Annotated in this window: 18 protein-coding genes and 4 tRNA genes; 9 read left to right on the forward strand and 13 right to left on the reverse strand. The window is 64.5% G+C overall.

What is annotated here, in order from left to right:
* Positions 1–4 precede the first annotated feature (4 nt).
* The 5 genes from BC1002_RS10495 to BC1002_RS10515 all read left to right on the forward strand — a co-directional run bounded on the left by BC1002_RS10495 (position 5) and on the right by BC1002_RS10515 (position 4,613).
* On the forward strand, positions 5–883 hold the full coding sequence (locus tag BC1002_RS10495; protein WP_013090018.1) for a class I SAM-dependent methyltransferase: 879 nt from the start codon (positions 5–7) through the stop codon (positions 881–883).
* On the forward strand, positions 880–1,326 hold the full coding sequence (gene rnhA, locus BC1002_RS10500; RefSeq protein WP_013090019.1) for a ribonuclease HI: 447 nt from the start codon (positions 880–882) through the stop codon (positions 1,324–1,326). The genes BC1002_RS10495 and rnhA overlap by 4 nt, the downstream gene beginning before the upstream one ends.
* An 82-nt stretch (positions 1,327–1,408) precedes the next feature.
* Positions 1,409–2,143: a DNA polymerase III subunit epsilon gene (gene dnaQ / locus BC1002_RS10505; protein WP_013090020.1), complete on the forward strand. Its 735-nt coding sequence runs from the start codon at positions 1,409–1,411 to the stop codon at positions 2,141–2,143.
* Positions 2,144–2,191: 48 nt separating this feature from the next.
* A tRNA-Val gene (locus BC1002_RS10510) sits at positions 2,192–2,266 on the forward strand.
* A 472-nt stretch (positions 2,267–2,738) separates the two neighbouring features.
* On the forward strand, positions 2,739–4,613 hold the full coding sequence (locus BC1002_RS10515) for an ABC transporter ATP-binding protein (protein WP_013090022.1): 1,875 nt from the start codon (positions 2,739–2,741) through the stop codon (positions 4,611–4,613).
* Between the two features lie 28 nt (positions 4,614–4,641).
* Here the strand turns inward: BC1002_RS10515 and BC1002_RS10520 are convergent, their stop codons facing one another.
* The 3 genes from BC1002_RS10520 to BC1002_RS10530 form a co-directional block, all read right to left on the reverse strand.
* Positions 4,642–5,106 carry a DUF2214 family protein gene (locus BC1002_RS10520; RefSeq protein ID WP_013090023.1) on the reverse strand — a complete coding sequence of 155 codons (465 nt, stop codon included), beginning with the start codon at positions 5,104–5,106 and terminating at the stop codon, positions 4,642–4,644.
* 150 nt (positions 5,107–5,256) lie between these two features.
* Positions 5,257–6,111: a hypothetical protein gene (locus BC1002_RS10525; protein WP_013090024.1), complete on the reverse strand. Its 855-nt coding sequence runs from the start codon at positions 6,109–6,111 to the stop codon at positions 5,257–5,259.
* Between the two features lie 254 nt (positions 6,112–6,365).
* Positions 6,366–7,430: a glycosyltransferase family 4 protein gene (locus BC1002_RS10530; protein ID WP_013090025.1), complete on the reverse strand. Its 1,065-nt coding sequence runs from the start codon at positions 7,428–7,430 to the stop codon at positions 6,366–6,368.
* A gap of 698 nt (positions 7,431–8,128) precedes the next feature.
* Here BC1002_RS10530 and BC1002_RS10535 point away from each other — a divergent pair.
* Positions 8,129–9,964, forward strand: coding sequence for an ABC transporter ATP-binding protein (locus tag BC1002_RS10535; RefSeq protein ID WP_018433440.1), 1,836 nt, complete (start codon positions 8,129–8,131; stop codon positions 9,962–9,964).
* Between the two features lie 87 nt (positions 9,965–10,051).
* On the opposite strand, the gene otsA is transcribed toward BC1002_RS10535, so the two are convergent.
* Positions 10,052–11,530, reverse strand: coding sequence for an alpha,alpha-trehalose-phosphate synthase (UDP-forming) (gene otsA / locus BC1002_RS10540; protein WP_013090027.1), 1,479 nt, complete (start codon positions 11,528–11,530; stop codon positions 10,052–10,054).
* A gap of 52 nt (positions 11,531–11,582) precedes the next feature.
* Entirely contained in the window at positions 11,583–12,332 is a 750-nt protein-coding gene (gene otsB, locus BC1002_RS10545; RefSeq protein WP_013090028.1) for a trehalose-phosphatase, read from the reverse strand.
* Between the two features lie 366 nt (positions 12,333–12,698).
* On the opposite strand from otsB, the gene BC1002_RS10550 reads away from it, so the two are divergent.
* The 3 genes from BC1002_RS10550 to BC1002_RS10560 are packed head-to-tail and all read left to right on the forward strand — an operon-like array spanning position 12,699 to position 14,848.
* Positions 12,699–13,433 (forward strand): SCO family protein, encoded by a 735-nt coding sequence (locus BC1002_RS10550; RefSeq protein WP_420798752.1) that lies wholly within the window; start codon positions 12,699–12,701, stop codon positions 13,431–13,433.
* Positions 13,434–13,462: 29 nt separating this feature from the next.
* On the forward strand, positions 13,463–13,924 hold the full coding sequence (locus BC1002_RS10555) for a copper chaperone PCu(A)C (protein ID WP_013090030.1): 462 nt from the start codon (positions 13,463–13,465) through the stop codon (positions 13,922–13,924).
* A gap of 39 nt (positions 13,925–13,963) precedes the next feature.
* Entirely contained in the window at positions 13,964–14,848 is an 885-nt protein-coding gene (locus BC1002_RS10560) for a cytochrome c oxidase assembly protein (protein WP_013090031.1), read from the forward strand.
* Positions 14,849–14,859: 11 nt separating this feature from the next.
* Here the strand turns inward: BC1002_RS10560 and BC1002_RS10565 are convergent, their stop codons facing one another.
* The 8 genes from BC1002_RS10565 to uvrC all read right to left on the reverse strand — a co-directional run bounded on the left by BC1002_RS10565 (position 14,860) and on the right by uvrC (position 21,342).
* On the reverse strand, positions 14,860–15,360 hold the full coding sequence (locus tag BC1002_RS10565) for a GNAT family N-acetyltransferase (protein WP_013090032.1): 501 nt from the start codon (positions 15,358–15,360) through the stop codon (positions 14,860–14,862).
* Between the two features lie 118 nt (positions 15,361–15,478).
* The gene (locus tag BC1002_RS10570) at positions 15,479–16,459 is read right to left on the reverse strand and encodes a sensor domain-containing diguanylate cyclase (protein WP_013090033.1); all 981 of its coding nucleotides are present in this window, start codon (positions 16,457–16,459) and stop codon (positions 15,479–15,481) included.
* A gap of 141 nt (positions 16,460–16,600) precedes the next feature.
* Positions 16,601–17,350 (reverse strand): TraB/GumN family protein, encoded by a 750-nt coding sequence (locus tag BC1002_RS10575; protein ID WP_013090034.1) that lies wholly within the window; start codon positions 17,348–17,350, stop codon positions 16,601–16,603.
* Between the two features lie 338 nt (positions 17,351–17,688).
* Positions 17,689–17,762: transfer RNA gene (locus BC1002_RS10580), tRNA-Cys, on the reverse strand.
* Positions 17,763–17,891: 129 nt separating this feature from the next.
* Positions 17,892–17,967, reverse strand: a tRNA-Gly gene (locus tag BC1002_RS10585).
* 63 nt (positions 17,968–18,030) lie between these two features.
* A tRNA-Gly gene (locus tag BC1002_RS10590) sits at positions 18,031–18,106 on the reverse strand.
* Between the two features lie 196 nt (positions 18,107–18,302).
* Positions 18,303–18,896, reverse strand: a complete 594-nt coding sequence (pgsA, locus tag BC1002_RS10595) for a CDP-diacylglycerol--glycerol-3-phosphate 3-phosphatidyltransferase (protein ID WP_013090035.1) — start codon at positions 18,894–18,896, stop codon at positions 18,303–18,305.
* A 214-nt stretch (positions 18,897–19,110) separates the two neighbouring features.
* Entirely contained in the window at positions 19,111–21,342 is a 2,232-nt protein-coding gene (gene uvrC / locus BC1002_RS10600; RefSeq protein ID WP_013090036.1) for an excinuclease ABC subunit UvrC, read from the reverse strand.
* Between the last annotated feature and the right edge of the window lie 77 nt (positions 21,343–21,419).

A 21,419-nucleotide genomic window follows, 5' to 3' on the forward strand; every position in this document is an offset into this window, starting at 1 on the left:
TAATATGACTGACCGAGCGATTATAGACTGGCCCGCCTGGACCGATTCGCCGCCAGGCCGCTACGTGCTCGACTGGGAGCAAACCCAGCTCGATCGCGTGGTGTCGGACGTGTTCGGCTATCATGCGCTGCAACTCGGCCTGCCCCAGCTCGACGCGCTGCGCGAGAACCGCATGCCGTGCCGCGGCCTCGTGCTCGACGCGGCGAGCGGCGCGAGCGCGCCGTACACGTATCCCCCTCCGGCACCTCGTGGCAGCGTCAGTGGGATCAGCGGCGCGGGCAACCGCGGCGACGATCCCGCCAACGCGGCGCCAGGCGCGCCAGGGCTGCATGCGCCGGCCGGGCGCAGCGCAGTCTGGTGCGACCTGCTCGATCTGCCGTTCGAAGCGCAAAGCGTCGATCTGCTCGTGATGCCGCATACGCTCGAATTCACCAGCGACCCGCATCGGCTGCTGCGCGAAGCCGAACGCGTGCTGGTGCCCGAAGGCCAACTGATCATCCTCGGCTTCAACTCGTTGTCGCTGTGGGGCGTACGGCAGTCGATCGGCAAAATGACAGGCCGCCCGTTCGTGCCTTCGGCCGTCGACCTGATCGCGTTCACGCGTCTGAAGGACTGGATCAAGCTGCTCGGCTTCGACCTTGAACGCGGGCGCTTCGGCTGCTATCGTCCGCCGCTCGCGAGCGATCAATGGCTCGCACGCTACGGCTTCATGGAAGCCGCCGGCGACCGCTGGTGGCCGATTTTCGGCGCCACCTACATGATCAAAGCGATCAAGCGCGTGCGCGGCATGCGTCTTGTCGGGCCGCTCAAAGTGAAAAAGCCCGTGCTCGCGGCAGGCCTCGCGCCCGCCGCCACCCCGAACACACGTAACCACACCGAATGACTCCGGATCACATCGACATCTATACCGACGGCGCCTGCAAGGGCAATCCCGGCCCTGGCGGCTGGGGTGCATTGCTGCGCTTCGGCAGCCAGGAAAAAGAACTGTTCGGCGGCGAGGCCAACACGACCAACAATCGCATGGAGCTGATGGGCGTGATTTCCGCGCTCGAGGCGTTGAAGCGCCCCTGCAAGGTGATCGTGCACACCGATTCGCAGTACGTGCAGAAAGGCATCAGCGAGTGGATTCACGGCTGGAAGAAGAAAGGCTGGGTCACCGCGGCGAAGCAGCCGGTCAAGAACGCCGATTTATGGAAGCGGCTCGATGCGCTCGTCGCGCAGCACCAAGTCGAATGGCGCTGGGTGCGCGGTCACAACGGCCACCCGGAAAACGAGCGCGCCGATCAGTTGGCCAATCGCGGCGTGGCGTCGCTCGCCGAGATGTAAAAGGCGTGCGCGCATCGGCCAACGACGCGCGCCGCCCTCTTCGCTTTTTTTCTGCACTTTTTTCGAAGCAGGCTATTCCGACATGCGTCAACTGATCCTCGACACCGAAACTACCGGCCTGAATGCCCGCGGCGGCGACCGGATTCTCGAACTCGGTTGCGTCGAGCTGGTGAACCGCCGGCTGACCGGCAACAACCTGCACTTCTATATCAACCCAGAGCGCGACAGCGATCCGGGCGCGCTCGCGGTGCACGGCCTCACGACGGAATTTCTGAGCGACAAGCCGAAGTTCGCGGAGATCATCGACCAGTTCCGCGACTTCATCCAGGGTGCGGACCTGATCATCCACAACGCGCCATTCGACATCGGCTTTCTCGACGCCGAGTTCGCGCTGCTCGGACTGCCGCCGGTGAGCACGCACTGCGGCGAGATCATCGACACGCTCGCGCAGGCCAAGCAGATGTTCCCCGGCAAGCGCAACTCGCTCGATGCGCTGTGCGACCGCTTCGGCATCAGCAATGCGCACCGTACGCTGCACGGCGCGCTGCTCGACTCGGAATTGCTCGCCGAGGTCTATCTGGCGATGACGCGGGGCCAGGAAAGCCTCGTCATCGACATGCTCGGCGAAGCGCAGGCCGGCGGCGATACAGATGCGCCGCGTGTCGCGCTCGACTCGCTGGAATTGGTCGTGATCGCCGCGAGTGACGACGAAAGCGCCGCGCACGAAGCCGTGCTCGACGATCTCGACAAGGCGATCAAAGGCGCGAGCGTATGGCGTCTTGAACCCGCGCCAGCAACTGATGAGCAAACTGCTTAAAAAAGACTAGACGAACTCCAAATTCCCTGACATAATTTCAATCTCTTCGGGTGGTTAGCTCAGCGGTAGAGCACTGCCTTCACACGGCAGGGGTCACTGGTTCGATCCCAGTACTACCCACCAGATTCTTGGTGTGTCGATCACCGAAGACAAAAGGGCTTACGCAGCAATGCGTAAGCCCTTTTTCTATTTGCCGCAAAACAATCCCGTGCGCAGCACGAGATTCCACTGGCTGTAGAACCACGTCGTTCCGTAGGTTGGCGAGCGCCCCGCACTGTTGCTATAGTCAGCGGACGGGCATTCACCCGGTCCGGCTCCGTCCGGTTTCTCCATCTTGAACCATCTCAGGGAGGCGCCACATGTTCGCAGTGCATCGCGCGCTCCCTCGCATGGTCCCACGCCCGTCAGCCCGTCCGCCACGAGCGATGCGGCCTTAAAAGCCGCAGCCTCGTAGCTGATGCGCAGTCCGCCTCGACAGGCGCGCCGCGTTCACTTCAGACAGTCCCTGCGCGCATTCCGGCTTCCGCTGGCTGTCTACCTTTTTCGCTTCTGACTGGAACCTCGGCGCGCTCGTGCGTCGCCGGGTCGAAAGCAAATGGCCAACAAAAAACTCGACTTTCGCGGACAAGCCTTCAAGGATGTCCTCGGCTTCACCTTCCGTCACTGGGCACAGCAGCCGTGGCGCATCGTCGTGATTGCGACGCTCGCGCTGTTCACGGCAGGCGCGGACATTCTGACGCCGGTCTTCGCCGGACGTCTCGTCGACGCGATCGCGGCCGGCCCGGCGTCGTCGGCGCCCGTCTGGCATCACGCGCTCGAGGCCTTCGGCGTGCTCGCCGCGCTCGGGCTCACCGCGACGCTGTTGCGCCAGGGCGTGTACTTCAACATCATCCGCTTCACGCTGAAGATGATGAGCGAGATCGCCGCGGGTGCGTTTCATCGCGTGCAGCGCTTCTCGACCGACTGGCACGCGAACAGCTTCGCCGGCTCGACCGTGCGCAAGATCACGCGCGGCATGTGGGCGCTCGACCTGCTGAACGACACGCTGCTGATTGCGCTCTTGCCATCGCTGGTGATGCTGGTCGGCGCGACTCTGCTGCTCGGCTCGCGCTGGCCGATGATGGGCGTCGTCGTCGGCATCGGCTCGCTGCTGTACATCGGCGTGACCGTGACGGTGTCGCTGGGCTTTGTCGCGCCGTCCGCGCGTCTGGCGAACGCGTGGGACACGCGCATGGGCGGCGCGCTCGCCGATGCGGTCAGCTGCAACGGCGTCGTCAAGGCATTCGGCGCGGAAGCGCGCGAGGAAGCGCGCCTCGGGTACGTGATCGGCAAATGGCGGCAGCGCACGCGGCGCACGTGGGTGCGCGGCACGCTCAACGGCGGCCTCCAGGGCGGTATGCTGGCCGCGATCCAGGCTGCGATTCTCGGCGTGGCGCTGCTGCTGTGGGCGCGCGGTGAAGCGAGCGTCGGCGACATCACCTTCGCGTTGACGATGTTCTTCATGCTGCAAGGCTATCTGCGCGACATCGGCATGCACATCCGCAACCTGCAGCGCTCGGTCAACGACATGGAGGAACTGGTGTCGCTCGAAAGCCAGCCGCTCGGCATCGAGGATCGTCCCGGCGCCGGCCCGATCGCGATCCGCAACGGCGAAATCCGCTTCGAGCATGTGTCGTTTCACTATGGCGCGCACAGCCGGCCGCTCTACGACGACTTCTCGATCCGCATCGCGCCGGGCGAGCGCGTCGGGCTGGTCGGTCATTCCGGCTCGGGCAAGACGACCTTCATCAAGCTGATCCAGCGCCTTCACGACATTTCAGGCGGGCGGATCACGATCGACGGCCAGGACATCGCGCAGGTCCAGCAGGCGTCGCTGCGCAGCCAGATCGCGATCGTCCAGCAGGAGCCGGTGTTGTTTCACCGCTCGCTTGCCGAGAACATCGCGTATGGACGGCCCGGCGCGAGCCGCGTCGACATCGAACGCGCCGCGCGGCTCGCCAGCGCGCACGACTTCATCGCCGCGCTGCCGAACGGCTACGACACGCTGGTCGGCGAACGCGGCATCAAGCTATCGGGCGGCGAGCGTCAACGCGTCGCAATCGCGCGGGCGTTTCTTGCCGACGCGCCGATCCTGATTCTCGACGAAGCCACGTCGAGCCTCGACAGCGAAAGCGAAGTGCTGATCCAGCGGGCGATGGAGCGGCTGATGCAGGGGCGCACCACGCTGGTGGTCGCGCACCGGTTGTCGACGGTGCGCGCGCTCGACCGGCTGCTCGTGCTGGACAAGGGCAAGGTGATCGAGGAAGGCAGCCACGACGCGCTGATCAAACGCGACAACGGCTTGTACCGTCGTTTGTTCGAGCGTCAGGCGCTGGAGTTGATCAAGGGTCTCGGCGAGCCGGAACTCGTGCGCGAGTCGGCAGAGGTAAAAACCGACCGGGTCGACGATTCCGGCTTGCTGGTCGGCTAGCGTCGCAATGAAAAGAAGGCCCGCCCCGCTACACGGCGCCGGCGGGCAGCCCGATGCCGCGTGCCATTCCGGTCGCCGCAAACACCATCAGAACCAGCAGCACCGTCTGGATCACGCTGAAATGCGCGTAGGAACGCGCCTTCTTCAGATTCGGCGCCGCGCCGCTGCGGATCGACGCGCGCCAGCGCATCAGGCCGAGCATCGTGGGCACTTCGAGGATCAGGATCAGCACCAGCAACGTCATCTTCACGTGAAAGAGCGGCTCGTGCAGGTAGTAGTCGGCGCCCTTCTCATAGCCCCCGAACACGCGCATCAAGCCGGTCACGATCAGCACCAGCGCGGCGATGCCCCAGCGCGAATCGGCGCGAAACACCGAACGCAACGCGGCGGGCACTGACGCGCGACGCAGCGACCACGTGCGTCTGAGAATCGACGCAAGCGCAAAGCCATAAGCAAGCAGATGAAGGGCGGCAATCAACCAGCGAACCAGCATAGCGACTCCTGCGAAAGGCGCGATACGATCGATGAGTGTTCCACTCGCCCGCCTGCAAGCCGGGCGACTTGATTGCATTATCGACGAAGCTTCGCTTCGGGATGCGTGCAATGGCCACGCGATGTGACCGATAGCACAAAACGTGCTGCGCTACACCTGGCGCAGCGTCGTGTCGAGCGCGCGGGCGGCGACGCGATCGCCTTCAGTTGTCAGCGCGGCGCGGAAAACGGTCTGCCGGTTATGCCCCGCGGCGGCCGGCGAATCCCACAGCAACTCGACCTTCGGACGAACGCCGAACGTGCTGCGCGCCAGCGAGGGCGCCGCGACCGACGGCATCGGCGCTGCCGACGCCCCAGCCTCGCCCGCCGCGCCGAACACGACTGCGGGCGTGGGTGCCGGCGTCGCGCGCGCATCGGAACCGCTCGCCCAGCGCACCGACAATTCGCGCGCATCGTATTGCCCCACCTTGCGCCGCTCGGCCCACACCACGACGGTACGCGTCACCGGATCGAGCGACACCGCATAGCGGCCGATCGCAAAGCGCCGCGCCGCCACATTGGTGCGCCACAACGGCAGCGGCCGGCAGATCCACAAGACGATCGCATACAGCACCGGCGCCGCGACGAGCCAGCCGTTGGTGGCCGCGACCGCCTGCATCGCGCGACGCCAGCCCGCGGTCGCGACGAACGCGCCGACCGACCACAGCGCAAACAGAAAGCCGAGGAACGCAAACAGGCGCAGCGCCTGACGCAGCCATTGCGGGAGCGGATGGAATGGACGCTCGGCGACGGCGCGCGCGCCCGGCAGGAAGATCAGCAGGAACAGAAAGACGAGATTGATACATGCCCACGGTGATGACGCCATCGCGGTCAGCGCGGTGGTCAGCCTCATCTCGGACATCGAGAAAAGCCAGCGGGCGGCGAGCACGAGACCGATGGCGCGCAACGTAAAAATCGTTCCGGCGCCGGGCGCGGCGTTCGCGCGCGTCTCTTTCGTTCTCGCCAAGGCATCCTCCTGTCGTCGGCGGCACCGCAGCCCAATTTGCGGCACGGCAATTATAGGGATATTACCGAGCCTGGCTCGTTCGCGCCGCGCGGAAACCCGCATTTTCAGCTGTGCACCGACGAAAAACGCGGCGCGCATGCAACAACGCCCCGCCGACGACGTGCCGGCGGGGCGTTCAGAGCAGCAAAAGAAGCGTGGTTCCTGCTGCCAGCGTCTCATCTACCGCGAAACAACCGCGGCAAATCAACCGCCAATCAGCCCGCGTTGACTTCGCGCAGCGCCGTGCGATGCTTGCTGCGCAGCAGGTCTTCGTAGACGGCGACGTAGTTCTTCGCCATCACCTTCGACGTGAAACGTGCTTCGAACGCCTTGCGCACACCGGCGCGCGGCAGCGTGTGCAGACGCTTGAGCGCAGCGACCGCGCTGATTTCGTCTTCGACGACGAAACCCGACACGCCGTTCTCGATCACTTCCGGCACCGAACCGCGATTGAACGCGATCACCGGCGTACCGCAAGCCATCGCCTCGATCATCACCAGGCCGAACGGCTCCGGCCAGTCGATCGGGAACACCAGCGCATGCGCGTTGCCGAGGAACTCACGCTTTTCGGCTTCGCCGATTTCGCCGATGTACTCGACATGCGGGAGCGCCATCAGCGGCTTGATCACTTCTTCGTAATAGGCACGGTCGGCCTTGTCGATCTTGGCGGCCACCTTGAGCTTCATGCCTGCCTGGCCGGCGATGCGGATCGCGCGGTCGAGACCCTTCTCCGGCGAGACGCGGCCGAGGAATGCGAGGTAGCCCGGTTCGACGTCGGGGATCGGCGTGAGCACGTTTTCCGGCAGACCGTGGTAGACGGTTTGCAGCCAGTTCGCCTGTTGCAGCGGGATGCGCTGGTTGTCGGAAATCGACACGACCGGCACGTCCTTGAACGTATTGAAGATGGGCTGCAGTTCCGGCAGATCGAGACGGCCGTGCATCGTGGTCAAAAACGGCACCGGCTGACGCGCGAACAGCGAGAACGGGTAGTAGTCGATGTGGAAATGCAGCACGTCGAATTCGTCCGCGCGGCGGCGCACTTCTTCGAGCAGCAGCATGTGCGGCGCCATCACGTCGCGGATCGTCGGGTCGAGGCGCAGCGCCTGCGGCCAGAAGGCTTCGAGCTTCGCCGAGGTTTGCGAATCACCGCTTGCAAACAGCGTGACGTCGTGGCCCTGCTCGACCAGCGCCTCGGTCAGATTGGAGACCACACGTTCCGTACCACCGTACAGCTTGGGAGGAACCGCCTCGTGCAGCGGAGCGATTTGAGCGATTCGCATATTGACGAACTCCTAGTAAAAAATCAGGCAAAAGTACTGCAATTGGAAAAAGCGACTCGCTTGCTCGCCAGGGCAGTCTGGCCGGAGATCCCGGCGCGGGCCTGATTCTTTTGAGAAATCCTGCGATGGATCGCTTGGGTAACGAGCCCAGACAAGTGGATCAGCGTCTGCGCATGTGCGAGTAAACGCGCATGAGGCACCTACGTTGACAAACTGTCAGAAAATTTGCCGGGGCTAACGAGCATGCATTATCGATGCCTGAATTGTTGCCGCACCCCAACATTTCAAAGTCTTTACGTTGTTACAAACGCGAAACACTTTGCAAACCCTTGTTTTCAAAGACAGTTCTACAGTATCGACGAAGGTTCAGCGAGGCACGGCGTATCGAGTCGGTGAGTTCTCGCGCATCAAGCGTTGCCGGTAGAAATTGCAAAATTGCCACGGCCCGCTTGAATGCAAACTGTAAGTATATCTCGAAATTTTCCGCAATCTGCCTGCATGGCCCGTCGGCTGGTGTGTCGAGACGACGCAGATCGCGGAGGTCCATCGCGAAATCAGTCGCGTCAAAGCCCGGATACACAGGGCGCAATCGCCTTTGCATGTTTACAATGCGAAGCATCGGCTTCACGGAGAGCCATGCTTGTCCGTGTGGTCCGCGCTTTGCATGCACAACCCGCAACACATCGATCTCAGCTCAATTGGAACACTTGACCATTGCCCAGCGAAACGCCCAGAACGCAAAGCTCGCGAGCTATGCGCACCGGCCGCTTGCGTTTCTCTTCCGCTTTATCCGCCGCCATCCGGTCGCGCACGCGATCGTGTTGTGCAGCGTGTTTGCGGCCGTGGGCTGTGCACTCGCTTCGCAATACGCGATCAAACATCTGATCGACGTGCTCGCCGGTGGCCGCCATCATCCCGGGCCGCTGTGGGGCGCGTTCGCGATCCTCGTCGGGCTGATCGCAGCGGACAACCTGTTATGGCGAGTCGGCGGCTGGTTCGCCGCGCACACCTTCGTCGCCGTGACGGGCGATTTGCGGCGTGACCTATTCCAGTATCTGAGCGGCCATTCGCCGACCTACTACGCCGAAAAGCAGCCCGGCATGCTGGCAAGCCGGATCACCGCGACCTCGAACGCCGTCTACACCGCCGAAAACACCACCGCGTGGAACGTGCTGCCGCCGTGCATCGCGGTGCTCGGCGCGATCGTGATGATCATCTCGGTGAACCCGCTGATGGCCGGCGGCCTGATGCTGTGCTCAGCGATCCTGGCCGTTGTGCTCTACAAGCTCGCGGGCCGCGGCTCCGCGCGTCACCATAATTTCGCGACCAAGGCGGCATCGGTCGACGGCGAGCTCGTCGACGTGATCAGCAACATGGGCCTCGTGCGCGCGTTCGGCATGACACTGCGCGAACAGCGGCGGTTTGCGTCGACGGTCAAGGCGGAAATGGACGCGCGCCAGCAAAGCCTGCTGTATCTGGAAAAGCTGCGTTTGCTGCACGCCGTGATCACCGCGCTGCTGTCGGCCGGCCTGCTCGGCTGGGCGCTGTGGCTGTGGGACCAGGGCCGCGCGACCTCGGGCGACATCGTGCTCGTCAGCTCGCTCGGTTTCACGATCCTGCACGGCACGCGCGATCTCGCGGTTGCGCTCGTCGACGTCACACAGCACGTCGCGCGACTTGCGGAGGCGGTGCGCACGCTGCTCGAACCGCACGGCATGCCCGATCGCGACGACGCGACCGAACTCGTGCCGCAGGGCGGCCGCGTCACGTTCGACGGCGTCACGTTCGCGTATCCGCGCCGCCGGCCGATTCTCGATCACTTCGACCTCAATATCGAGCCGGGCCAGCGCGTCGGCCTGATCGGCAAGTCGGGCGCCGGTAAATCGACGGTGCTCGCGCTGTTGCAGCGTTTCTACGAAACCCAGGGCGGCGCGATCAAGATCGACGGCCAGGACATCGCGTCGATCACGCAGGACAGCCTGCGTCACGCGATCGCGCTGGTGCCCCAGGACATTTCGCTGTTCCATCGCACGGTGTACGAGAACATCGCGTACGGCCGCCCCGAGGCGAGCCGCGAGGAAGTGCTCGCCGCGGCGCGCGAGGCGCGTTGCGCGGACTTTATCGAAGCGATGCCGGAAGGCTACGACACGATCGTCGGCGACCGCGGCGTGAAACTGTCGGGCGGCCAGCGCCAGCGCATCGCGATCGCGCGCGCAATTCTGAAAAACGCGCCGATCCTGCTGCTCGACGAAGCCACGTCGGCGCTCGACAGCGCGTCCGAGGAAGCGATCCAGAAGGCGCTCGACCGGCTAATGGTGGGCCGCACCGTGATCGCGATCGCGCATCGTCTGTCGACGCTGAACAATTTCGACCGGATCATCGTCATGAGCGCCGGCAAGGTCATCGACGACGGTTCGCCCGAAGAACTGCGTCAGCGTCCGGGCCTCTATCGCGACCTGCTCGCGAAGCAGTATGGCAAGGGCCAGACGCTGCATATCGGCGGCAAGAAGGTCGACGAGCAGCACGTAGCCTGACGCCACGCAGAGTCCAGGCGCGCTGCGCGTCGCATGCAAAAAGCCGCTCCAAGGAGCGGCTTTTTGCTATCTGGCTTTGCGGCTGGCTTAGCCGGTCACGCTCTCGCGCGCCGCCCTCTTCCGCCCGGCGCGAGCCGCACCCGTGGCCGCGGGCGCCTTCCCGCTTCTAGCGCGCTTCGCGCCACCGAGGCCCGCCAGATCGCGCATGAAGTTATCGCGCCACACCGACACGTTGTTCTCGCGCAGCTGCGCCATCATGTCGCGATAGCGCGCCTGGCGCTCGGCGAGCGGCATGTCGAGCGCCTGCGCCAGCGCTTCGGCCATGCCGTCGATGTCGACCGGATTGACGATCAGCGCACCATCGAGCTCCTGCGCCGCGCCGGCGAAGCGCGACAGCACCAGCACGCCGGGATTTTCCGGATCCTGCGCCGACACGTATTCCTTCGCCACGAGATTCATGCCGTCGCGCAGCGGCGTCACATAGCCGACGTGCGCGGTACGGAACAGCGCCGCCAGCACCGAGCGCTCGTACTGCTTGTGGATATACAGAATCGGCGTCCAGTCCAGCTCGGCGAAGCGGCCGTTGATCCGTCCCGACTCGCCTTCGAGTTGCAGCCGGATGTCCTGATACGCGTGCAAGTCGGCGCGCGTCGGCGGCGCGATCTGCAGGAACGACACCTTGTTGCGCTGCGCGGCCGTATGCTCGAGCAGGCGCTCGAACGCGCGGAATCGCTCGACCAGCCCCTTCGAATAATCGAGCCGGTCGACGCTCATGATCAGCTTGCGCGAATGTAGCGTCGCCTTCATCGTGCGCACCGGCTTGCCGCGCTCGCCCGCCTTCGCGAGCTCGGCGATCTCGTCCGGATAGACGCCGATCGGATATGCCGACGCGCGCAGCGTGCGGCCGAACGCATGCACGGTGAGCGGACCTTTCGGCGACGCGTCGATCGAGCCGCCCGCCTCGTTGATCACGTAATCGCAGAACGCACGCAGATCGGGGCCGGTCTGGAAGCCGAGCAGGTCGAACGAACACAGCGCCTCGACGAGCTCGCGATGCGGCGGCACCGTCAGCAGCACTTGCGCGGCCGGAAACGGAATGTGCAGGAAAAAGCCGATGCGGTTCTTCACGCCTGCCGAGCGCAGCGCCTGCGCGAACGGGATCAGATGATAGTCGTGCACCCAGATCACGTCGTCTTCGCGCAGGAGCGGCACGAGTTGCTGCGCGAGCCACGCGTTGACGCGGCAGTAGCCTTCGAAGTCGTGCCGGTCGTAATGCAGCAGGTCGGATCGATAGTGGAACGCGGGCCACAGCGTCGCGTTCGAGAAACCGCGATAGTACTGGTCGTAATCCCGGCGCATCAACGGGACGGTCGCGAAGGTGACCGGACCGCGCTCCTCGAGCTTGATTTGCGGCTGGCCGGAGCTGAGTACGTCGCCGCTCCAGCCGAACCACATGCCCCCGGTCTCCTTCAGCGCGTCGTACACGCCGACCGCCAGACCGCCCGCCGCCGGGCCGCCCTCCGAAATGGGCGCCACCCGGTTCGAAACAATGATCAGTCGGCTCATGAAGCGCGATTCCCGATGCAGTATGTTGTTTTCGTTGAACGAGGCGCCGGCGTCATGCGCCGCGCGCCGCCGCGACAATCGTTTCGAGCCAGTCGAGCAGTGACGACACCGACTCGACGCGCGTGCGCGCCATCGTTTCGCCCGCGCCAACCTTGATCGACAGACCGCCACGTTCGTTGACGACCGCGAAGCCCTTCTCGTCGGTCAGATCGTCGCCGGCGAACACAGGCGTGCGGCCGGTGAACGGCAGCTCGTCGAGGAACGCGCGCGTCGCGCGACCCTTGTCGACGTCCTTCGGCTTGATCTCGTAGACCATCTTGCCGGGCTGCAGTACGTACGACGTGGGGTAATCGGCGACGAGCCGCTCGGTTACCTCGCGCGCGACCGGCTCGCGGTCCGGCGCATTGCGGTAGTGCAGCGCGAGCGCCGCGCCCTTGATCTCGAGCAGCATGCCCGGGTGCTCGTTGACGACCTGCGCGAGCACCTGCTCCATGCGCAACAGGCGCTGGTCGTGAAAGCCGATGCGCTGCGTGTCGCCATTCGCATCGCGCCGCTCGGCGCCGTGCAGACCGGCGACCGGCAAATCGGGCATGCCGAGAAAACTGTCGATGCTGTCGATGCCGCGCCCCGACACCACCGCGACCGCGCCATTCGTCAGACTGCGCAGTTCGCGCAGCAGGTCGATCACGCGCGGCTGCACGAGCACGCCGTCCGGCGTGGGGGCGAGTTCGACGAGCGTGCCATCGAAGTCGAAGAAAAATGCCGTCTCGCTTGGAGACAGAACAGCCGGAAGTGCTTGCATTGCCTGGGTTCGCCTTTCAGCCATCTGGGGCCGGAAAAGTGTGCGCATCTTACCGCGCATCGGTCAATTTTTCGAGAAAGTAAGCCGGGACTCAAGCGCGGCGGGCCGTTTGCCCGCTCGCTCGCGGTGATTGCATTCAGAAGCGCAACGATCGAACTTCACCAGACTTTCAGCCTGCTGCGTCAAATTGCCTCGCAAATCGTACGCCCGGCGCGCCGCGCGACGCTGGCGCCAATTTTGCGTTACAGTCGCTGCCACACGGACCGTCGGCGTGACGGACATCGTTGCACGCTGTCGCTCAATCGCGTGTCGCGCGCGAATCTCGCGCGGCATGACCGGGCGACGGTGCGCCTTCTTGCTCCATCGATTCGCGTTGCCTGCTCTTCAATCGAGTCATTGAACCCTGCTTTGTTCCCGATCTTCGCGCCCCGGCGCCCGCAGCCAAAGCTGTCCCGCTCACGACGCGACCGGCCCATGCCCCGGTCGAAGCGCCGGGTGGCACGCCGGTTTGCGGCGGCAGCGGCGTTGGGTACGCTGGTCGCGCTCGCCACACTGACCGGTTGCACGCAGCGCGCCGAGCCGTGGCGGTTGACGAATGTGACCGGGCACCTCCCGGATCTGGACTTTAGGTTGACCGACGACACCGGCCGGCCCGTCGACGCCGCTTCGTTCAAGGGCCGCACGTCGCTGGTCTACTTCGGCTACACGCATTGCCCGGACGTCTGCCCCGAAACGATGGGACGTCTGGTGCAGGTGCTGGGCAAGCTCGGCCCCGAGGCGCAGAAAGTGCGCATCCTGTTCATCACCGTCGATCCCGCGCGCGACACGCCGCGGGCCTTGCACGACTATGTCGGTGCGTTCGACGCAAAGCACGCCGAAGGGCTGACCGGCACCGACTGGCAGATCGAGTCGCTGGCGAAGCGCTATCGTGTTGCGTATCAGATGGAAAAGCGCGACCCGAACGGCAACTACGAGGTCACGCACAGCTCCGCCGTCTATGTGTTCGACAGCCAGGGCCGCGCGCGCCTGCTCGCCACCGATCACGACACGCCCGATGCGATTGCGCAGGATCTGCGCCGCATCATCGATGACCAATCCTGATTCTTCTTTTGATCCCACTCCATTCCATCATGACGATCAAGCTCAAACCATTCGCTTCCCTCGCCGGCGCGCTCGTGCTGTCTTTCGGCGTCGCGTCGACCGCGCACGCGGCCGATGCTCACGCGATCAGCATCAAGGACGCGTGGGTTCGCTGGCTGCCGAACAACCTGCCCGCGGCCGGCTATGCGACGCTCGTCAATACGAGCGACAAGCCGATCGACCTCGTTGACGTATCGAGCGACGACTACGGCGACGCTATGCTGCATCAAACCGTATCGAACGGTTCGACTCAGAAGATGGTGATGATCGACAAGCTGACGGTGCCCGCGCATGGTCAGGTCGCGATCACGCCGGGCGGCTATCACCTGATGCTCGAGGACGCGAAGCACAAGGTCGCGCCGGGCGACACCGTGCATCTGACGCTGAAGTTCTCCGACGGCGAAACGCTGAGCGCGCCGTTCGCGGTCAAAGCGCCGGGCCAGGCCAAGTAGGCGGCAACACGGGCCGCCGCCACCGCACACGCGATCGCCATGAACCTGCTCTACTGGCTCGACCCCTGGGAGTTTTCGCCGACGGTCGTGATCGGCTTGCTGATTCCCGCGATCCTGTTCGTGCGCGGCGCGCGCAAGGCGCGGCTGTCGGTCGCGCGGCGTCTGTCGTTCTGGTTCGGGCTGGTCGCGCTGTATGTCGTGCTGCATACGCGGCTCGATTATTTCTTCGAGCATGAGTTTTTCATGCATCGATTGCAGCATCTGGTGCTGCATCACCTCGGGCCGTTCTTCATTGCGCTGTCGTATCCGGGCGCGGCGTTGCGCGCGGGAATTCCACCGCGCTGGCGACAACGCTTCGTGCGGCCCGCGCTGCAAACTCCGCTCGTGCGCGGGGTGCTCGACGTGGTCATGCACCCGGTCGTGGCGGTCACGCTATTCGTCGGGCTGATCTATTTCTGGCTGCTGTCGCCGATCCATTTCGTCGCGATGCTCGACTGGCGGATCTATCGCGTAATGAACTGGAGCATGGCGATCGACGGCCTGCTGTTCTGGTGGCTCGTGCTCGATCCGCGTCCGGCGCCGCCCGCGCGTCTGTCGCCGGGCAAGCGCGTGCTCGTCGTGATCGCGGCGATTCCGCCACAGATCATCCTCGGCGCGTTCATCTTCTTTACGCCGCACGAGCTGTATCCGATCTATTCGATTTGCGGCCGCGCGTTCACATGGCTGAGCCCAATGCGCGATCAGCAGATCGGCGGGCTGTTGCTATGGATTCCGGGTTCGATGATGAGCGTGGTCGGCGCGCTGATCGCGCTGCGTCACTGGATGCGGCTGTCGGCGCGCGGACGCCTGCGCGCCGAGCGTCGTGTGAAAGCGGCGCGCGGGCTCACGCATGCGGCGTCGACGACCGCGCACGGAAATCGCTGACCCGCGCGCGTTCAGAGCGAGCGCATCCACACATGCGGGATGCCGTCTTCGTCGTGAATCTCCGAGACCGGCTCGAAGCCGAACCCACCGTAAAAGCCTTGCAGATGCGCCTGCGCGTGCAGACGGATTGGGGTACCGGGCCACTGCGCGCGGATATGCGCGAGCGCGCGATCGAGCATCGCATTACCGAGACCGATGCCGCGAAACAACGCGGTGGTCAACACCCGGCCGATGCGTACGTCGGCATCCGTCGCATCGGGCAACAACACGCGCAGATAGCCGGCCAACGGCGGCAGCGCCGCTTCGCCACCGGTGCCATACGCAAGCAGATGCCAGGCTTCGACGTCGAGCCCATCGATATCGCCATACACGCAGCTCTGTTCGACGACGAACACCGCGCTGCGGGCGGCCAGCATCTCATACACTTCGACGCTCGTGAGGTCCGCAAACGGCTTCCAACGCCATTCGAGTTGGGCGAGCCGCGCGGCGGCGGTGTGCTGCAAATCAGTCATCGGTAGGTTTCAGGGTCAGTGCGCGACAGCGCGGGCAACGATCCGCAATTATGCCGCGCGTGCCTGTGTTGGGCCACCGCGCGGGTCGCCGGGAGATTGGCCGAGAGTCGGCCACCCGTCAGTGCCGTTGCGCGGAGCGCGCCTTCGACGCCTGCTTGTGGCTATACATCGCCGCATCGGCCGCGGCGAGCAGTTCGGCGACCGTGCCGTGGCGCGTCGGCTCGTACGTCACCTGGCCGACGCTGAAGTGGATCTGATAGCCGCGCAGCAGCTCTGCATTGCGCTGATCGAGGAGGTCCTCGAGACGCTGCGTCACCTCATGCGTCTCAGCGTGGCTCGCGCCGGTCAGCAGCGCGACGAACTCGTCGCCGCCGAGCCGTCCGATCACGTCGCTTTCGCGCAGCGCGGTACGCAGCACCTCGGCGAAGGTTTGCAGCGCGCGGTCGCCCTCGGCGTGTCCGAGCGTGTCGTTGATCTGCTTGAAGTCGTTCAGATCGAAGAACAGCAGTGAGGCCGGCTTGTCCATGCGCCTACAAACGTTCAGCGCATGTTGCGCGAGCACTTCGAAACCGCGCCGGTTCGACAGCAGCGTCAGGTCGTCGAGCGTGGCCAGCTGGATCGCGGCTAGCTCCTGTTCGGCCATGCGCGTGAGGTCGCGCAGCAACGCGCGATCTTCGTCATCGAGCATCCGCGGCTTCGTGTCGAGCAGGCACAGCGTGCCGACCTTGCCACCGTTCGCAACCTGCAGCGGACAGCCTGCGTAAAAGCGGATGTGCGGCTCGTCGGTGACGAACGGATTGTCGTTGAAGCGCGGGTCGGCGAGCGTGTCGGGCACCATGAAAATATCGTCGCCGAGAATGGCGTGCGCGCAAAACGACACGTCGCGCGAGGTCTCGCTCGCCGCGAGGCCGACGCACGATTTGAACCACTGCCGGTTCGCATCGACGAGACTGACGACGGCAATCGGTACGCCGAACAGCCGTCGCGCGAGGCGGGTCAGGCGATCGAAGCGCTCTTCCGGCGGCGTGTCGAGAATATGCAGTGCGTGCAATCCGTCGAGACGGGCGCTTTCAGTGCTGGGGGTCGGAGGGACAAGCATGAAGTGAGGTCGGCGGGCGTCGGATGTTCCAGGTGGTAAGAATTAGTGTATAGCGGCATTGCGACGCGTGGAATTGAGGGAACGGCGAGTCGTTCGGGCGATCGGCACGGCTGTGTACAGTCGCGAAATCCGCGCAAGCGCTCAGGACACCGCTTGCACCGGCCGCGCGAGACAATCAGGCAGATTCTCGGGGCCACACAGATGCAGCGCGCCGACGACCACCAGCGTGCGCTCGCGCACGTCCGGCAATTCGTTCAGCCGTGCGGCCCATGCACGATTGCGGACGTCGAGGATCGCCTGACGGATGCCGGGCAGATTGAACATCGGCGATTCGACGGCGATCTGCTGAATAGCATGCAGATCGCCCTCCAGCCACGCCGCGTGCATCCGTTCGAGCGTACGCTGCGGCTCGCCGCGATCGGCCATCAGCATGTCGAGCGCGGCGGCAATGGCTTCGAGTGGAATCGATTCGAGCGTGGCTGCGACGTCGTGCGCGGACTCGAGATAGCGATACGGCTTCGCCTGCCCGATCGCCGAGCGCAACATGCGCGGCTCGACACCCTCGACGACCTGCTGCAGCAGCGTCGGCGCGACGATCAGCGCGGCCCACGGTCGCAGTGTTTCAAGTGGCGCGAGCAGACCATCGGTTGGCCATAGCGCCTGGAGTTGCGTCCAGGCTTCGTCGCGCATCATGGGCCGCAGTTGTGCGGCATCGGGGTGTGCGTCGGCTTTTAGAAACGGCAGGATCGTCGCTGGATCGGACTCGAATACGAGCGTGTCAGCCCAATCGAACGCCTCGGCGACCCACGGCGGCGTTCGACGGCTCGTCGCGGGAAACAGATGCATCGAACCGAGCAAGCGGATCCGGGTGCCAGTGAGTTGGAAATACATGCGGCTTCAATGAGACCAGGCGATGACGATGCTGTGATTCTATCGTCCGATCCGGATGCGGCGCGCGGGCGTAGGTTGTCCCGTTTCCGCGTGCCGGACACGATGTTAATCGGGATGCGCTGCTCACGCGTGAGCCGAAATCAAACGGGACGATAGAGATGCGGTCGCGCATCAAACGCCTGAACACGGATTATTGCCCGCGTTGTTGCAGGCCATTCGCGCATGGGCAGCCGACAGCATGCTCGGAGGTAGCACGACCGACTACCCTTGTATTACCAGTGAGGAACAGAAAAAAGAAAAGCCCCGACAAGTCGGGGCTTTCGCTTTACATCAAAGACTGGAGGCGCGAGCCGGAGTCGAACCGGCCTAAACGGCTTTGCAGGCCGCTGCATAACCGCTTTGCTATCGCGCCGCAAGCGGACTGGAACCTAGACACGGGTTCGCAGATTTATCTGGTGATCACCAGAAGAACCGAAGCTCTGGAAAGTTCAGAACGACCGGCCTTCCAAACAAAAAGGGAAGCGTTGCTTCCCCTGATGTATGGAGCGGGAGACGAGGCTCGAACTCGCGACCTCAACCTTGGCAAGGTTGCGCTCTACCAACTGAGCTACTCCCGCATTGAACTGCTTCACACCGCGCTGCTTTTTTTACTTCGCCAAACAACGCGATGCTTCGAAAACTGGAGCGGGAAACGAGGCTCGAACTCGCGACCTCAACCTTGGCAAGGTTGCGCTCTACCAACTGAGCTATTCCCGCGTCGTACTGCATTTACTGCTACTGCTTGACTGCGTCTCCGGTGTTTCGCGTTGCGTGCATCGGAGAAACGAGATTATGGAGAATCGACTGAAACGTGTCAACCCCTTTTGACCATCTGCTTTAAAGAAAATAATTCGCTCGTAGTGGCGCGGGGTTCGAACACACATTTGCGCCCCCCGCGCCTTTTATTCCACCATCACGCTACGCCACCGCGCTCGCGAATCTCCGGCCACGCGAGCTTCATGTAGTACAGCATCGACCAGATCGTCAGGAACGCGGCCAGATAGATCAGCCACAGGCCCCAAACGCGCGTGTCGACCGTCACGCCGCCGCCGAGGGGCAGCGGACCATAAAACAGCAGCATCGGAATCGCGACCATCTGACACGCGGTCTTGAACTTGCCGAGCGAATTCACCGCGACGCTCTTCGACGCGCCGATCTGCGCCATCCATTCGCGCAGCGCCGAGATCGCAATTTCGCGTCCGACGATCACGAGCGCGATCGCCGAATCGATCCGCGCGAGCTGCAGGAGTACGAGCAGCGCCGCGGTCACCATCAGCTTGTCGGCGACCGGATCGAGAAACGCGCCGAATGCCGAGGTCTGATTCCATTTACGGGCCAGAAAGCCGTCGAACCAGTCGGTGAGCGCCGCCAGGATGAAGATCGTCGCGGCCGCGAGATTGCGGTGCGCCGGGCTCATCATCATGTCAGGCAAATAGAACACACCGACGACGAGCGGAATCAGCACGATCCGCAGCCAGGTCAGAAATATCGGGAAATTAAACGGCATGGGGGCAGGCGCAGCGTCTGACGAGTGAGTTGCAATTGTGCCGTGTCACAAGGCCTGCCACAAGCAAGCGGCCCGGGCATGGCCAGGTGGGAACGGCAAGCGGGCCGCACCCGGCGCGTCGTCGCTGACCCTGCGCCAGCCGGCGCATCCGCTGCGCGACGCGCCAGCTCCGGCGAGCCGTCGTGCCGATAACAGCGCAACGCGGCCCGTCGATTCAATGCAGTTGCCGGTAGATCTGCTCGGCAAGCGCCTGCGAAATACCTTCGACGCTCGCGAGATCCTCGACGCTCGCCGCCACCACACCGCGCAAGCCGCCAAAGCGCGCCAGCAGGCGCTGGCGCCGCTTCGCCCCCACGCCTTCGAGTTCTTCGAGCCGCGAGGTCTGGCGCGTCTTGCCGCGCTTGGCGCGCATCCCGGTGATCGCGAAGCGGTGCGCTTCGTCGCGGATCTGCGCGACCAGCATCAGCGCGGCGCTTTCCTTGCCGAGTTCGAGCGGCGTGCGGCCGTCCGCAAAAATCAGCGTCTCGAGACCGACCTTGCGCCCCTCCCCCTTCGCGACGCCGACCAGCATGCCGGTATCGAGCCCTAACTCCGTGAACACCTGCCGCGCGATCTCGACCTGCCCCTTGCCGCCGTCGATCAGCACGATGGTCGGCAGGACGCCGCCGGCCGCGGCCGGCTCGGCGGCATCGGCGGCGAGCGACGGATCGGCGGCCGCGTCGGTTTGCGATTCGGCGGCTTCGTCGCTCGCATTCGCGGCGGCTTGCGCGACCATCTTCTCGTAGCGGCGCGTGAGCACCTGGCGCATCGCGGCGTAATCGTCACCGGGCGTGATGCCGGTGATGTTGTAGCGCCGATACTCGGACGACTGCATCTTGTGATGGTGATAGACGACGCACGACGCCTGCGTCGCCTCGCCCATCGTGTGACTGATGTCGAAGCATTCGATGCGCAGATGCGCGAGGTCGTCGCACTCCATGCCGAGCGTGTCGGTCAGCGCGCGTGTGCGCGCCTGCTGCGAACCCTGCTCGGAGAGCAGCCGCGCGAGCGCGAGCCGCGCATTCTGCTCGGCCATCGCAAGCCACGCGCGCCGCTGTCCCTGCGGTTGGCGCAGCACGCTCACCTTGTGGCCCGCCTGCTCGATCAACACGTCGATGAGTTCGCGCGCCGGCGCGTGGCTGACCACCAGCACCGGCGGCACGCGATTGCCGAGGTAATGCTGCGCGATGAACGCTTCGAGCACCTCGGATTCGACGCCGCCGGGCGCGCGGCCTTTGCGGCCCTTTGCCGCCGGGCCGGATTCCGGGTTCGCGTCGGCGCCTTCGTCCACGCCTTCGTCGCTGATGGCGTCCGCGGTCGCTTCGGTAGCCTCGTCGAGCGCTTCTTCGTCACTACCATCGGTGTCTTCGTCTTCCGATGGCATGTCCTGCGCGATCGCGAGCGCATCGGCGGTGGCCCTCGCCGCTTCGGCCGACGGCGCGACCGCTCGCGCATCCACCGCTGCATCGTCCTGAACGCCGTCTTCTTCGAGCCCGCCTTCCTCCGCCGTCAACGCGCTCTCCACGTGCGTGGGAAAGTATGCCTTGTCGCCGAGATGCCGCCCGCCGCGCACCATCGCGAGATTTACGCACACGCGGCCGCCTAGCGCGACCACCGCGAGAATGTCGACGTCGCTATCGCTGCCGACTTCGATCGCCTGCTGATGCAGCACCGTCGACAGCGAGCTCATCTGATTGCGCACCGCCGCGGCCTGCTCGAATTTCAGCTCGCTCGCGAACGCATGCATCTTCTGCTCGAGCTCCTTCATCACCTCGCCCTGGCGGCCGAGCAGGAAGCGTGACGCGTTGGCGACGTCGCGCGCGTAGTCCTCTTCGCTGATATTCGCGACGCACGGCGCCGTGCAGCGGCCGATCTGATGCAGCAGACACGGCCGGGTGCGGTTGTTGAACACCGAGTCCTCGCAGGTGCGCAGCTGAAACACGCGCTGCAGTATCTGGATGCTCTCGCGCACCGCCCACGCGCTCGGGAACGGACCGAAGTACTGGTTCTTGCGATCGACCGAGCCGCGGTAATAGGCCATGCGCGGAAACTTGTGACCGGTCAGCTTCAAGTACGGGTACGACTTGTCGTCGCGAAACAGGATGTTGTACCGCGGCGTGAGCGCCTTGATCAGGTTGTTTTCGAGCAGCAGCGCCTCGGCCTCGGAACGCGTGACCGTCGTCTCGATGCGCGCAATGCGCGTGACCATCATCGCGATCCGCGGCGACAGCTGCGTCTTCGTGAAGTAGCTCGATACGCGCTTCTTAAGATCGCGCGCCTTGCCGACGTAGAGCACCACGCCGCTCGTGTCGTAATAGCGGTAGACGCCGGGCAGATGCGGCAGTTGGGCGAGCACTTTTTTTGGCTCGAAGGTGTCGGGGGCGTCGGTTGCTTCGGAGTCGGTCATGCGGGATCGATTGGGATGGGACTGTCTCGCGCTGCCTCGTCGTTTGCACCGATTGCGCCGATTTGCCGGCGAGTGGC

This window comes from Paraburkholderia atlantica (assembly GCF_000092885.1).
Classification (GTDB): domain Bacteria; phylum Pseudomonadota; class Gammaproteobacteria; order Burkholderiales; family Burkholderiaceae; genus Paraburkholderia; species Paraburkholderia atlantica.

Coding starts and splice junctions, on each gene's coding strand:
- BC1002_RS10495 (WP_013090018.1), top strand. CDS start 5: ATGACTGACCGAGCGATTATAGACTGGCCCGCCTGGACCGATTCGCCG.
- rnhA (WP_013090019.1), top strand. CDS start 880: ATGACTCCGGATCACATCGACATCTATACCGACGGCGCCTGCAAGGGC.
- dnaQ (WP_013090020.1), top strand. CDS start 1,409: ATGCGTCAACTGATCCTCGACACCGAAACTACCGGCCTGAATGCCCGC.
- BC1002_RS10515 (WP_013090022.1), top strand. CDS start 2,739: ATGGCCAACAAAAAACTCGACTTTCGCGGACAAGCCTTCAAGGATGTC.
- BC1002_RS10520 (WP_013090023.1), bottom strand. CDS start 5,106: ATGCTGGTTCGCTGGTTGATTGCCGCCCTTCATCTGCTTGCTTATGGC.
- BC1002_RS10530 (WP_013090025.1), bottom strand. CDS start 7,430: ATGCGAATCGCTCAAATCGCTCCGCTGCACGAGGCGGTTCCTCCCAAG.
- otsA (WP_013090027.1), bottom strand. CDS start 11,530: ATGAGCCGACTGATCATTGTTTCGAACCGGGTGGCGCCCATTTCGGAG.
- otsB (WP_013090028.1), bottom strand. CDS start 12,332: ATGCAAGCACTTCCGGCTGTTCTGTCTCCAAGCGAGACGGCATTTTTC.
- BC1002_RS10555 (WP_013090030.1), top strand. CDS start 13,463: ATGACGATCAAGCTCAAACCATTCGCTTCCCTCGCCGGCGCGCTCGTG.
- BC1002_RS10560 (WP_013090031.1), top strand. CDS start 13,964: ATGAACCTGCTCTACTGGCTCGACCCCTGGGAGTTTTCGCCGACGGTC.
- BC1002_RS10565 (WP_013090032.1), bottom strand. CDS start 15,360: ATGACTGATTTGCAGCACACCGCCGCCGCGCGGCTCGCCCAACTCGAA.
- BC1002_RS10570 (WP_013090033.1), bottom strand. CDS start 16,459: ATGCTTGTCCCTCCGACCCCCAGCACTGAAAGCGCCCGTCTCGACGGA.
- BC1002_RS10575 (WP_013090034.1), bottom strand. CDS start 17,350: ATGTATTTCCAACTCACTGGCACCCGGATCCGCTTGCTCGGTTCGATG.
- pgsA (WP_013090035.1), bottom strand. CDS start 18,896: ATGCCGTTTAATTTCCCGATATTTCTGACCTGGCTGCGGATCGTGCTG.
- uvrC (WP_013090036.1), bottom strand. CDS start 21,342: ATGACCGACTCCGAAGCAACCGACGCCCCCGACACCTTCGAGCCAAAA.